This window comes from Macellibacteroides fermentans (genome assembly GCF_013409575.1).
In the GTDB taxonomy this organism is placed as follows: Bacteria; Bacteroidota; Bacteroidia; order Bacteroidales; family Tannerellaceae; genus Macellibacteroides; species Macellibacteroides fermentans.
Genome location: NZ_JACCCY010000002.1, coordinates 916,557 through 930,000, shown reverse-complemented (window position 1 = coordinate 930,000; position 13,444 = coordinate 916,557). Strand labels below are relative to the sequence as shown.

The following is a 13,444-nucleotide window of genomic DNA, read 5'->3' as shown; positions in this document are numbered from 1 at the left end:
TAAGACTCGCTTTCGCTTCGGCTCCGGACCTGAAGTCCTTAACCTTGCCAATGACAGTAACTCGTAGGTTCATTATGCAAAAGGCACGCCGTCACATCCTATAGATGCTCCGACCGCTTGTAGGCAGACGGTTTCAGGGTCTATTTCACTCCTCTGTTCGAGGTTCTTTTCACCTTTCCTTCACAGTACTGGTTCGCTATCGGTCTCTCGGGAGTATTTAGCCTTACGGGATGGGCCCCGCAGTTTCACACAGGATTTCTCGTGTCCCGCGCTACTCAGGATACTACTAGGCTTCGTCAGTAAGTCGTGTACGGGGCTGTCACCCTATATAGCCGTTCTTTCCAAAACGTTCCACTTTACTAATTTCTTGCCACATCGTAGTCCTACAACCCCTATACTGCCTCAACAGCATAGGTTTGGGCTGTTCCCCGTTCGCTCGCCACTACTTGGGGAATCACTTTTGTTTTCTTCTCCTATGGGTACTTAGATGTTTCAGTTCCCCACGTTTGCCTTCCTTACGGAATGACAGGCCTTCAACCTGCCGGGTTGCCCCATTCGGAAATCGCGGGATCAATTGTTATTTGCACATCCCCCGCGCTTATCGCAGCTTATCACGTCCTTCTTCGCCTCCGAGAGCCAAGGCATCCACCGTCTGCCCTTGCTTACTTTCTCTTTCCGTGCACATATATTGCCATAAGGCATGTGTCGGATTGATATATCTTTAAAGCTTGCTCTTTTTTTGTTACTTTATTGCTTTGTTGTCCATCATGTCAAAGATCTTTTTACCTTTGCCTTGCGGCTCCGGTTGTTGTGGAGAATAACGGATTCGAACCGTTGACCCTCTGCGTGCAAGGCAGATGCTCTAGCCAGCTGAGCTAATCCCCCGTCTTTTCGTTCGTAGTCCCAGGCAGAGTTGAACTGCCGACCTCTACATTATCAGTGTAGCGCTCTAACCAACTGAGCTATAGGACTGGCTTTCTTACCTTTGCCTGAAGCTCTTTCCTTTTGTTCATCTTCCTTTGCAGGGAGATATCCGGGCGGCGCTTCAGCCTCTTGTTTCTCTTCTGGTTTCCCAGTTTTATAAGATCATATATTGTTTATCATATCAAACAGCAGTAGTACAAGGAACATAAAGTTTGTTCCTTCCTTAATACCTTGCAAACCGTAAAAGGGAACTCAGGCTCCAGAAAGGAGGTGTTCCAGCCGCACCTTCCGGTACGGCTACCTTGTTACGACTTAGCCCCAGTCACCAGTTTTACCCTAGGTCGATCCTTGCGGTTACGAACTTCAGGTACCCCCGGCTCCCATGGCTTGACGGGCGGTGTGTACAAGGCCCGGGAACGTATTCACCGCGCCATGGCTGATGCGCGATTACTAGCGAATCCAGCTTCACGGAGTCGAGTTGCAGACTCCGATCCGAACTGAGATAAGGTTTAGAGATTCGCATCCGGTCGCCCGGTAGCTGCCCTTTGTCCTTACCATTGTAACACGTGTGTCGCCCCGGATGTAAGGGCCGTGCTGATTTGACGTCATCCCCACCTTCCTCACAGCTTACGCTGGCAGTCTCTCCAGAGTCCTCAGCTTCACCTGTTAGTAACTGGAAATAAGGGTTGCGCTCGTTATGGCACTTAAGCCGACACCTCACGGCACGAGCTGACGACAACCATGCAGCACCTCGTAGGCAGTCATTGCTGAAAAGGATGTTTCCACCCCTGTCTCCCTACGTTCAAACCCGGGTAAGGTTCCTCGCGTATCATCGAATTAAACCACATGTTCCTCCGCTTGTGCGGGCCCCCGTCAATTCCTTTGAGTTTCACCGTTGCCGGCGTACTCCCCAGGTGGATTACTTAACGCTTTCGCTGTGCCGCTTACTGTGTATCGCAAACAGCTAGTAATCATCGTTTACTGCGTGGACTACCAGGGTATCTAATCCTGTTTGATCCCCACGCTTTCGTGCTTCAGTGTCAGTTGTAGCTTAGTAAGCTGCCTTCGCAATCGGAGTTCTGCGTGATATCTATGCATTTCACCGCTACACCACGCATTCCGCCTACCTCATTTACACTCAAGTCCGACAGTTTCAACGGCATTTTTACAGTTAAGCTGCAAACTTTCACCGCTGACTTATCAAACCACCTACGCACCCTTTAAACCCAATAAATCCGGATAACGCTCGGATCCTCCGTATTACCGCGGCTGCTGGCACGGAGTTAGCCGATCCTTATTCTCAGGGTACATACAAAACAGGACACGTCCTGCACTTTATTCCCCTGCAAAAGAAGTTTACGAACCATAGATCCTTCTTCCTTCACGCGACTTGGCTGGTTCAGGCTCTCGCCCATTGACCAATATTCCTCACTGCTGCCTCCCGTAGGAGTCTGGTCCGTGTCTCAGTACCAGTGTGGGGGACCAACCTCTCAGTTCCCCTATCCATCGTCGGCTTGGTGAGCCGTTACCTCACCAACTACCTAATGGAACGCATGCCCATCTATCAGCGAATTTCTTTAACAAATATCACCATGCGGTGCCCCTGTTTTATGCGGTATTAGTCCGACTTTCGCCGGGTTATTCCCCTCTGATAGGTAGGTTGCATACGCGTTACTCACCCGTGCGCCGGTCGCCACCAAAGTATTGCTACTTCTATGCTGCCCCTCGACTTGCATGTGTTAAGCCTGTCGCTAGCGTTCATCCTGAGCCAGGATCAAACTCTTCGTTGTATAATTTGTTTGTCTTAATATCTCTTGCTCAGAATTCCCTTCTATTATTAGTTTACAATTGACGGTATTAATTTTGATTCTTTACGTCCAAGAAAATCATCACTGATCTTCTCAATTCTTGTACTACTTTTTGTTGATATGTAAATCTTTCAAAGAACTCTTGTTTATACTTTCAGAGTGAAAGCGGGTACAAAGATAATAACTTTATTTCTTATCTTCCAAATGTTTTCGGAAGTTTTTGTCATTTTGTTATTTATTGTGCCGTTCTCTCTTGAATGCGGGGACAAAAGTAGTGCTTTACAACATACACTCCAAACCTTTTGCAAACTATTTTTTAAACTATTTTCACCCAATCTCCCTTAATCCCTGATATCCCGCACCTTAACTACAAATCTTTTTTTCACCCCACTTACACCCCCTTGCAAAGCCTTTTTCCCTCGCGTACATTATATATATTAAAAGAAAACTGCCTAACGAAGATTATGCCACGATCCTCCGTTGTAAACCCGGGAGAAACCGATTTCTTTTAGAAAATTTGCAGCACTACGACTACGAATCCCACTTTGACAAACTGTGATGATCACACTTTCTTTATCTAATTTAGCAATATTCCGATTTAAAACATCAAGAGGAATATTCAAAGAGTTTCGAATATGCCCTTCCATATATTCCTCTTTTGATCGCACATCAACCACAACAGCTCCTTCTTGAAGAAGAGATTGGTAATCGACATTATCTTGTAACTTAAATATTTTATTAAAAAGTCCTTTCATCACCTAATTATTAAGTTTGTTAATATTATTAAAACCATACTCGCATATATTAAACAACAAACAGTAGAAAGTCGTCTAAAGTTTTATCAAATGCGTCGAGCAAGACAGCTATCTTAATATATAAATTATATCTTTGCATAAAATAACAAAATGGATCTAATATTTGAACTAGGCGTTACTTCCGATATAGACGAACTGGAACTGCTATATAATAACCTGAACGATTACTTATCGATGCACACCAATTATCCTGGATGGATTAAAGGTATATATCCTACGCGAAAGAATGCGACAGAAGGAATAAGGAGTAAGACTCTGTTCGTGGCTCGTTCTGAAGGTAAAATTACAGGATCTATAATTCTTAATCATCAACCTGAAGAAGCATACGATGATGCTGATTGGCTGGTTGAAACTACCTACGATAATATTTACGTGATACGTACATTCGTAGTACATCCCAATTTTATGGGAAAAGGAATAGGGAACGCATTACTCAACTACAGCATTGAATTTGCTAAAAATTCAGGCATAAAAACTATTCGACTAGACGTTTATGAAAAGAATATCCCTGCAATAAAGTTATACGAAAAAAACGGATTCATATACACTGGCACTGTCGACCTAGGACTTGGAAATTATGGATTAAAATGGTTCAGATTATATGAGAAAATAATCTGAACCATTCTAATATCAAAAACAGCTAATATCTTTCTAATAAGACACCTTATCGTCCTTTGAAGCCCATGCTTGAAAAGCCTTTATTGCCTCATTTCTAAGAAGAGATTCGGAAGGTAATTTCCTATCCGAAGGTTCCAGCGCAATTTCTTCATATATAAACGAATCATCGAAAGCAATATCCTTTGCATCTTCTTTAGTGTTGGAATAATAAATCTTATCCAATCTGGCCCAATAGATAGCACCGAGACACATGGGGCAAGGTTCGCATGAAGTATAAATTTCGCAACCGCTTAAATTAAATGTTCCCAACTTTGCTGATGCATTACGAATAGCGCTTACTTCTGCATGAGCCGTTGGATCACAGGAGGCTGTAACCCGGTTTACTCCAGTAGCAATGATTTCATTATCTTTTACGATAACCGCACCAAAAGGACCTCCTCCATTCTTTACATTGTCGACCGACAGGGCGATGGCCCTTCTCATAAATTCTTCTTTCATTCAAATTCAGATTATTACGTTTAATCTATTTAATACATAAACGAGCTGCAAATATAGATGCAACTCCCCATTAATACAAAAAATCCGATTCTCACGAACCGGATTTTTTTATTTAAACCTAAACTTTAAAACTTTAATCAATAAATAAAATGATTAATTGTCTCAATAAATTTTCTCAAAAATAAAAATTAACAATCACTACAAAGGTAACAATCTACCTATGACTATAAAATTATTATTATATGTTCTGCAACACAGAAATGAATACAATTGGATGTTAAAAGCCAAATGGAGAGCTATTTTGAGCCGGCGACTCTTCTTCTCTACATTTGATAAAAATATAATTCTCGCCTGTCATTAGCACATCTTCATCTGGAATCCTGCTTTTTATCAGTTTAATATTGACTTTATCTTCCGGATAAATCAACGCACGGTTTTCCCGTGTTGCCTTACCGGATAGATGCCAGAGAGCTTTTATCTTAACGCCATCGAGCAAATTAAATAAAGATGATTGCACATTGGATGCCGATAATTTTCCCCTTGCAAATTTAAGGTTTCCCGATAATGGCTCTTTTATATCTAATATATCAGGAATAGCAGGTTTCTCCTCATTCTCAGATACAAACAAACGCAATAAAGAATCAGCTTCATTTCTAGCAACTGCAGAACCTGTTGGGAATACAAGCGAAATATATTTGTTCCCGGAAACCCGCTGCAGCTGATATGTCGATAAACAATCTATACACCCCAGCGTGTCAGCACGCATACATTTAAAAACATGTAGAGAATATATTCCAAAGGCATCCTCAGGAGAAGGTAATTCATATATTTCAAGCATATACTCCTCTCCTTTGTAAATCAAATCCCTTGCAGTAAGTTTATACACACCATATTCAAGATAAAGATCAGCACCACCATTCATGTATCCGTACAATCCTTCACCTGTAAAAACTCGCTCTCTTTTTACCTCAACATCTTTTATCTGTTGAGCATATAAAAACAACGGGATCAAGAAAAAAGCTATCAGACAACCTATTTTCTCTTTCATTTTCTATACATTAAATTCTGTAAGTGAAATATTATTCCGGTCGGCAATCCCTAGTTTAAGCTCTTCAGCCAGATGCATAAATCGAATAGCCTCAGGTTTATCTTTTACTTGAATTCCCTCCTCAATTCGTTTGGCTATAACAATATCATGACCGATGCGGTCGACCGCCACCGGATCAGATCCAACCAGCAACGTATTATAATTACACATAAACTGGGGATTAGCTGACGGACCTCCATCAAAACAACCAATAAGGCCATCAACTATATTAAGCACAACCTTATCACGTAAAGGAGAAAATGCACATGCATAAGCACAGGTTTCATGCCACAATTGCTGATGAAGTCTCCCTGTGTTTGTAATTGCGCCAAAGGCAAGATTCTTCAGACACAACGTTACAGCACTACCAGCGTTTTTCAATACAGGTACATTAATAATCTTGGTAACATCTTCAGTACAAATTTTTGTAAAGTATGAATTCTTTCCTCCATTCACCATATAAGGCATTGTATATGCATCGTATTCACCTTCAACATCTGCAAAGAAATAGCACTTTTTATCAATACGGTCCTCACTATAGAACTTACCATCCTTATTGATAAAACCTCCCTGTGCATCCTGACATTCAGTACCCTTGATTTTAATTCCGGGATAATTATCTTCAGTATAACCAGTCTCATGCAACTGCATTTCCCTTCTATCCCAAATCATCATATTAGATCACTAGTGTCCGGTTAAGGACTTTAACAAACTCCTGAAACCCGCATTGATAAAGGCTTTCAAATACGTTCTTTAATTTTTCGATTTGAAAATATTGGAAATTACCTAGATTTACGAAAAATACCGTAAATCATGAATATAGGGAAAACCGTTTTCGCGCAACTGATGTCATTTTTACCGACTTATGAATTCAACAAGTGTGTTGAAAAGTACAAGGGTAACCATCGCGTAAGGAACTTTACCTGTAAGGAACACTTTTATGTGATGGGTTTTGCTCAACTTACCTATAGGGAAAGTTTACGTGACATCGAATCTTGCTTGACAGCGTTTTCCAATAAATTATATCATTCAGGCATAAAGCAGCCGGTTCCTAAATCCACATTGGCAGAGGCCAACGAAAGTCGGGATTGGCGAATTTATGCAGACTACGCACAAGTTCTGATCAAGGAGGCTCGACACCTTTATGAAAAGGATAACGAGTTCAAGCTTGATGTCAAAAACATGGTGTACGCCTTGGACAGCAGCACCATCGACTTGTGCTTAAGTCTTTTTCCATGGGCGAAGTTTCGCAAAAACAAAGGTGCTGTTAAAATGCACACGTTGCTGGACTTGCGGGGCTCCATACCCACATTTGTACATTTGACGGATGGTTTATGCCACGACGTCAATGTAATGGAACATATCGTAGTCGAGCCTGGTGCCATTTATGTAATGGACAAAGGTTATGTCGATTTCTTTCGGTTCTACACTATCATCCACGAACAACGCGCGTTCTTCGTGACTAGGGCCAAGGATAACATGGCTGCCAGAAGAGTGTATAGTCGAAAGGTGGACAAGACCACCGGACTCAAATACGATCAATCTATAAAACTGACAGGCTTTTACATCAAGAAAGATTATCCAGACTATTTGAGGAGGATAAAATATCAAGATGCCGAAACCGGCAAGATTTATGTTTTCTTGACGAATAACTTAGAGTTACCAGCCTTTACAATTGCTCAGTTATACAAAGAACGATGGAAGATTGAACTGTTTTTCAAATGGATAAAACAGCATCTTCGGATAAAAGCTTTTTATGGCACCAGCAGAAACGCAGTGTACACCCAAATATGGATAGCAATCTGTATGTATCTGCTTGTCTCAATAGTCAAAAAGAAAATGAAATTAGAGCCGCCGCTCTACACTTTATTGCAGATTTTCAGCTTGACTTTGTTTGAGAAAATGCCTATAAATGAGCTATTTATAAATACAAATTACAATTTAACCAGTCCGAATAGTTCTAACCAGTTGAATATCTGGTAGTTTTAACCGGACACTAGTGATATTAGATCTGTTTATACCCGCCTCTTCCAATTGCTTTACAATCGAACGCGTAACAGCATGCGAGGTAGTTAATAATTTACCGGCAACAGGATTAACCTTAATACCAATCACATCTTCCGGTCCTACAAATTGAAGCCAGGCTTTGGAAAGGTCATGTTCTCCTGTAAGTTCCAACATGCAACGCTTCAGCATCTCGTAAGCAGCCTCTTCAGAAGGCTTACCATCCACCACAGCATTTGCATTATTTACCTTTACAACCCTGCCAGGATATTTTCCGGGCATCGATAAGGTGGTTCTGGGAACAGCCATTGCCTCTGCAATGTTTGTTTTGGGCTTGACTGAATCGGCAGTATAAACCGGAGCCGATTTAATAACAGGACTTAAAGCTGCGCCCAATCCTGTTGCGGCAATGGATTTAAAAAAATTACGTCGTTGCATAGTAGTCTAAATTAAAATTAAAACTAATTCACTTTATATAAATCTAAAGTCCAAGCTAATACAACCACAAAAGCCAAAGCCAAAACCACAAAAGCAACTATCAGTACACCTGCATATAAATACATCAAAACGGTACGCTTTACGGTAGTCGACAATTTAGTATTAAATAGCTGGCTGTATATCCAAACTGAAAAAATAAAATCAAGCCACCAGGGAGTTCCTTTACTTGCATCACCAGTAAATGGGAGCATAATCATAGAAACAATTAACAATTGGGATGCAGCATACGTTCTAACAAAAAAAAGCTCAACCAAATTGTAATGAACTTTATTTACCCTTTTACGGAAAGCCCACTGTGTAGCCAATGCTAAAAAAGGAAGTGTACATACAATTTCAAGCGCTTTATTGCTGGAAAAAAGTGTTTTTATAACACCATAAACCGATTGGATAAACGGAGAATCTGTAACCCATTTAAATAAATTCCTACCTCCCCACTCCAGTTCCAATTCTTTTGCCACCGATACCGGAGCTTCCTTAAGTGATGCCGGATCAATCGCTTGCACCATTAACATATAGATGGCTCCCAACACAAACAACATCTGAAGCGGACGAAAATAAAGTACACGCCTGCCTCCAATGTAATCCCTCACCATATATCCCGGCCTGATAAAAAGCTCTTTGATAGAAAAGAAGAAACCTTGATCGATATTGGTCAATCCTCCAAAAAAATTCTTGATAACAGATTTATAGGTAAACTTCTCTGTGTGGCAACTTTGGCCACAGTTATTACAAAACAATCCTTCATAAACTACGCTGCAATTAGCACATACGTGTACATCTTTATTAGTATATACTGGCAGAATCTTCCCTTTTTGGTTTTTTCTGCTATGCAAACGCACATAAGCCTTTGTTCGATGGATATCCATAAGTGAGCAAACATAAGTATTTAAGAGAAAACAAAAGTAAATAAATAATTTATATTACAATCGAGTAGGAGGAAAACAAAAGTAGTTTTCTTCCTTCTTTTGTTTTCCGACCTCTCCCACCACCGTACATGCCGTTCGGCATACGGCGGTTCTTTAATTACGATGCAGACGGCGATATAATCTCATTATTTGTGGATAACCTGCTCGGTCAAGACTCTCATCTGTAATTGCCCGATGCAGCACCCAGCTGTTGGCTATGTGCCAGTATCCTTTACGGGTATTAGCCCATTGCCAAGCCTGATGTTTGTTTATACCACATTTCTGGAGATTATGTGATTTGGTGCTGATTTTCTTCCAACTCTTCCATATATACGTCCTTAGCCTGCGACGATACCAACCATCCGTCTTTTGGATAAATTGGTTCATGTCTGCTAAACTGTAGTAAGTTAGCCAGCCTCGTACGTATTGTGACAATCGTTGCTTTAGCCATGCATAACCTTTTCCATTGTTTCGTTTGGTTATTTGTTTGAGCGTGCGTTTGAACTTATCTTGACTTGTACGGTGGGTGCGTAGACCGCACTTGCCTTTGGACCTTCAGTAGAATGAGTAGCCAAGGTATTTCATGCCTCGAACATCTCTAATGATGGTCTTTTCCATATTCACTTTAAGGAAGAGTTTCTTCTCTAAATAGGTGGATATACTGTCTCGTACTCGCTCTGTGGCACGCTTGCTTTTAACCAAAATCAGACAGTCGTCTGCGTAGCGGACAAATGGATGACCTCGGCGAGATAACTCTTTATCAAGCTCATTCAGCAAGATATTGCTTAGAATCGGGCTTAACGGACCCCCTTGAGGAACCCCCTCCTCGGTTGATTCATACTTATGAGCAACCATTACGCCCGCTTTGAGATAGTGATGGATAAGTGAAATTACCCGTCCATCCTTGATTGTACGTGACAACACCTCTATAAGCTTGCTATGGTTTACTGTATCGAAGAATCGCTCCAAGTCTAGGTTTATGCAGTAATGATACCCATTGTCAGCATACTCCTGTACCCGCTTCAGCGCATCGTGGGCGCTGCGGTTTGGGCGGAAGCCAAAACTGTTATCATTGAACTCTCGTTCGTATATCGGTATCAACACTTGGCTTATAGCCTGTTGGATGAACCGGTCAACAACCGTAGGGATACCGAGTTGACGTGCCTTGCCGTTGTCCTTGGGGATATCGACACGACGGACCGGATTGGGCCGGTACTTACCCTTTTGTAGTTGCTCTATCAATTCGTCTTTGTGGAGGTTCAGGTATGGCAACAGTTCGCTCGTTCCCATCTTATCGACACCTCCGGATCCGTCATTCCCTATTACTTGCCGATAAGATCGATTTAAGTTTTCGGGACTCAGGATAAGTTCCAACAAATTGGTTGTGCCTGTCTGCACTTCCACTAGGTTCTCACCTATTATCCTCATTAAAGTCTGCGCTCCATCATACCCTTCGGATTCCGTCCTATTCATCTGATGGCAGCCAACAGATTCTGTTGTTTGCTGCATTGTTTCTTCCATTTGGTAATAATGTAATAATTCCAGTTTAATTAAAGTTCAGTCCTTCACCAGGTTGTCGATGTTTTTTTTCCCTTCCCGGTTACTATGACCTCTGCTGACTTCTCACGGTTCGTTGTTACTGCTCGGATGACCTCGCCCGTGAGATCTCCCCAGTTATGGACGTATTCTTTCAATCTTATACCTGCTTGATTTACTCCAAGTGTTCCGAACAGCTATCGGACTTTGTTTTGTATTGCAAACTAATCCACACTCGTGAGCCTTGGTATCAAGTTTCTGTTCGTCAGGCCAGATCTTTGCCGAAGACTTCCTTCAGATTACACCTCGCGATGAACACCCTTGTCGTTGGCTGGACGCTTCCCGCTGTTAGGGCGCGTTGGGGACTTACACCCGTTAGAATACGTTCGTGCTGGGCGAACAACAAAATCCCCCATATCTATTAGATACGGGGGATAAAATGAAAGGAATATAAATGTTAGTTTATCTTTTCGGCAGAAGGAGGTGGTAATTTAGCACCCCATTCTTTATTTGCTTTATCTCCCATTTTTAATTCCAATACACCACCATTGGCAATATCTTTATGATTGAACCAAGGTTGATTTAATGGTTTCCCATTCAGCATGGCCGACTGAATATACTTATTATCATCCGAACAATTTTCCGCCTTTATCTCGAAAGTATGCCCATTACCTAAATCCAAAATTACATTCGTGAAAACCGGACTTCCAATATTATAGGTAGGAGAACCCGGGGTAACTGGATAGAATCCCATCTGCGAAAAGGCTACAAATGCCGACATACCACCACCATCTTCATCTCCTGGCACTCCCATCAGGTCGTTCCGGAACCATTCCTGAATCAATTTACGGATTCGCTTTTGAGTTTTCCAAGGCTGTCCGGCATAGTTATACAGATAAGGAATATGAAGACTAGGTTCATTAGCCATAGAGAATTGACCTACATTTCCGGTATGATCAGGCAAAACACGGTAAAACTCAAATTTACTTTTGCCAAGAGGTTCATTAAACATCTGATCCAGATTCTGAACGAAATTCTCTTGTCCCCCCATCAAAGTTACCAAGTCGCCAACATTATGCTGTACATCCCAACGATATACCCATGCATTATTTTCGCCATAATACGCGCGTGCACCCTGACCGCCCGAAAATACATAATCGAAAGGCATAATAAACTTCCCATTTTTATCTTTAGGATGGAAAAAGGATGTTTCTTTATTAAACACATTCCGATAGTTATAGGATCTTTTCAGAAAATAATTGTAATCGTCCGTCTTTCCTAATGCTTTGGCAATTTGTGACAGACACCAGTCGTCGTAGCTTGCACCCAGGGTAACAGCAATAACCTGGCGATTTTCAAAAGGATGTACAGATTTGCTAGTCTCAGGCTCACCCGGATGCAAAGCAGGAAAATATCCCTCCTTTTTATAGAAATCATCCAATTCACTCGCTTTAGCACGAACCCATGGAGCAAGTGTCTCCTCCATTATAGCGCTCTTGCATGCCTCATAAGCAGCTAATAAATCAAAACCGGTCAGACCTTTACAATATGCATCCCAAATTACGGCAACCGCATGGTTTCCATTCATACGGTGACTATCGCCGGTTACTTCAGGAAAAGTAGGCATCCATCCTTCGGGAGACTGCTGTGCCATCCGTATATAAGAGGACACCATGGCCAGTTCTTTCTGGGGTTCAATCAGCACACGTAATGGATGTGTGGCCCGGTATGTATCCCAAATCCAATCATCAGTATAGAAAGGCATCCCTCCATCCTCATGAATCTGACCATCTGTAGCACTGTAATACTTTCCATCTTCTGAAATGCAAATCATTCGTTCATAGGTACGGTACAAAGACGTATAAAAAATCGTTTTTTCATCGTCTGTTCCACCGGACACTTTGATCTTGCTCAATGATTTGTTCCATTCATTGCGACCAGCTTTAGCTACCACATCTACATCGTAAGCAGTAATTTCTCTTTGAAGGTTCTTTTTAGCCTGCTCAGTACTTATAAATGAAATACCATATCGAAGACCTATATTTTGCTCTTTTTCACCGTAAGCCAATACTAAAGCAGCATTGCGTCCAACGGCCTTTGTCTGACCGAACGTTAAACTATCAGCTATAAGCGTACCTGTCTTTTCCGGGAAACGGTTTGTTTCAGCATATATGTAAATCCTCGTCTTCTGATCTACGTATTGAAAACCACTCACACTATTACCCTCAGCAATCAACTCTCCATTACGCGTATTGAAGATAAGGTAATTTGGAGCTTTGTTTCCAAAAGTGATTGAATACAAGGCAGATTGAAATGACGGGGCAAAATCCACATCCATGTTCACTTCATCCAAGAATACACGATAACGATAAGGATCAATCTTTTCCTGATCGTAACTATAGCTGATAACCTGTTTCATTTCTTCCGGATTCCCTTGAAAAGGACTCAGGTTAAATGCAGAATTACCCCGGTGACTGGTAACGATAAGAGGTAAGCCATATAAACGGTCGCCTGTAAAATCACCCCGTTCCGGGTACACACGCAACATACTGTTAGGTAAATGTACCGTTGGATAGGTAGGCACCAGCAGGTGACTTATATTTCCCATATAGGGATTTACAAAGTCGACCGGCTCTTTGGATAACTCTTCCGAGTAATTACCAATTCCGTTAGTCTGACATCCCGTTAGCAGTATCGTTGCCAGCAGCAAATTCCAACCTTTTTTTACGAAATTACTATTCATACTGTTAT

10 protein-coding genes, 2 tRNA genes, 2 rRNA genes and 1 pseudogene (1 of these 15 running past the window's edge) are annotated in these 13,444 nt (G+C 41.6%); 3 read left to right on the top strand and 12 right to left on the bottom strand.

Annotated elements, in window-relative coordinates; genetic code table 11:
• From F5613_RS08825 to F5613_RS08805, 5 genes are all read right to left on the bottom strand, one after another.
• Positions 1 to 672: ribosomal RNA gene (locus F5613_RS08825) — 23S ribosomal RNA — on the bottom strand (it extends 2,211 nt beyond the left edge of the window).
• A gap of 139 nt (positions 673 to 811) precedes the next feature.
• Positions 812 to 885, bottom strand: a tRNA-Ala gene (locus tag F5613_RS08820).
• A gap of 13 nt (positions 886 to 898) precedes the next feature.
• A tRNA-Ile gene (locus tag F5613_RS08815) sits at positions 899 to 972 on the bottom strand.
• 215 nt (positions 973 to 1,187) lie between these two features.
• Positions 1,188 to 2,714 (bottom strand): 16S ribosomal RNA (locus F5613_RS08810).
• Together the 16S and 23S rRNA genes with 2 tRNA genes alongside form the textbook arrangement of a ribosomal RNA operon.
• Positions 2,715 to 3,184: 470 nt before the next feature.
• Positions 3,185 to 3,487: a rhodanese-like domain-containing protein gene (locus F5613_RS08805; RefSeq protein ID WP_079684574.1), complete on the bottom strand. Its 303-nt coding sequence runs from the start codon at positions 3,485 to 3,487 to the stop codon at positions 3,185 to 3,187.
• Between the two features lie 150 nt (positions 3,488 to 3,637).
• On the opposite strand from F5613_RS08805, the gene F5613_RS08800 reads away from it, so the two are divergent.
• On the top strand, positions 3,638 to 4,165 hold the full coding sequence (locus tag F5613_RS08800; RefSeq protein ID WP_179399453.1) for a GNAT family N-acetyltransferase: 528 nt from the start codon (positions 3,638 to 3,640) through the stop codon (positions 4,163 to 4,165).
• A gap of 33 nt (positions 4,166 to 4,198) precedes the next feature.
• Here the strand turns inward: F5613_RS08800 and F5613_RS08795 are convergent, their stop codons facing one another.
• From F5613_RS08795 to F5613_RS08785, 3 genes are all read right to left on the bottom strand, one after another.
• Positions 4,199 to 4,663, bottom strand: a complete 465-nt coding sequence (locus F5613_RS08795) for a nucleoside deaminase (RefSeq protein WP_179399452.1) — start codon at positions 4,661 to 4,663, stop codon at positions 4,199 to 4,201.
• Positions 4,664 to 4,940: 277 nt separating this feature from the next.
• Positions 4,941 to 5,711 (bottom strand): DUF6599 family protein, encoded by a 771-nt coding sequence (locus F5613_RS08790; RefSeq protein ID WP_179399451.1) that lies wholly within the window; start codon positions 5,709 to 5,711, stop codon positions 4,941 to 4,943.
• Positions 5,712 to 5,714: 3 nt separating this feature from the next.
• The gene (locus F5613_RS08785; protein WP_179399450.1) at positions 5,715 to 6,425 is read right to left on the bottom strand and encodes a DUF362 domain-containing protein; all 711 of its coding nucleotides are present in this window, start codon (positions 6,423 to 6,425) and stop codon (positions 5,715 to 5,717) included.
• A gap of 138 nt (positions 6,426 to 6,563) precedes the next feature.
• On the opposite strand from F5613_RS08785, the gene F5613_RS08780 reads away from it, so the two are divergent.
• Positions 6,564 to 7,733, top strand: a complete 1,170-nt coding sequence (locus F5613_RS08780; protein ID WP_179398827.1) for an IS4 family transposase — start codon at positions 6,564 to 6,566, stop codon at positions 7,731 to 7,733.
• On the opposite strand, the gene F5613_RS08775 is transcribed toward F5613_RS08780, so the two are convergent.
• The 3 genes and pseudogenes from F5613_RS08775 to ltrA all read right to left on the bottom strand — a co-directional run bounded on the left by F5613_RS08775 (position 7,692) and on the right by ltrA (position 10,678).
• A complete protein-coding gene (locus tag F5613_RS08775) occupies positions 7,692 to 8,192 on the bottom strand; it encodes a hypothetical protein (RefSeq protein WP_179399449.1) in 501 nt (166 codons plus the stop codon). The two genes, F5613_RS08780 and F5613_RS08775, sit on opposite strands and share 42 nt — an antisense overlap.
• Positions 8,193 to 8,215: 23 nt before the next feature.
• On the bottom strand, positions 8,216 to 9,118 hold the full coding sequence (locus tag F5613_RS08770; RefSeq protein WP_179399448.1) for a DUF3667 domain-containing protein: 903 nt from the start codon (positions 9,116 to 9,118) through the stop codon (positions 8,216 to 8,218).
• 153 nt (positions 9,119 to 9,271) lie between these two features.
• Positions 9,272 to 10,678, bottom strand: a pseudogene (gene ltrA, locus F5613_RS08765) (group II intron reverse transcriptase/maturase).
• 155 nt (positions 10,679 to 10,833) lie between these two features.
• On the opposite strand from ltrA, the gene F5613_RS08760 reads away from it, so the two are divergent.
• Positions 10,834 to 11,118, top strand: a complete 285-nt coding sequence (locus F5613_RS08760) for a hypothetical protein (protein ID WP_179399447.1) — start codon at positions 10,834 to 10,836, stop codon at positions 11,116 to 11,118.
• 32 nt (positions 11,119 to 11,150) lie between these two features.
• Here the strand turns inward: F5613_RS08760 and F5613_RS08755 are convergent, their stop codons facing one another.
• A complete protein-coding gene (locus F5613_RS08755; RefSeq protein ID WP_079684568.1) occupies positions 11,151 to 13,436 on the bottom strand; it encodes a GH92 family glycosyl hydrolase in 2,286 nt (761 codons plus the stop codon).
• Between the last annotated feature and the right edge of the window lie 8 nt (positions 13,437 to 13,444).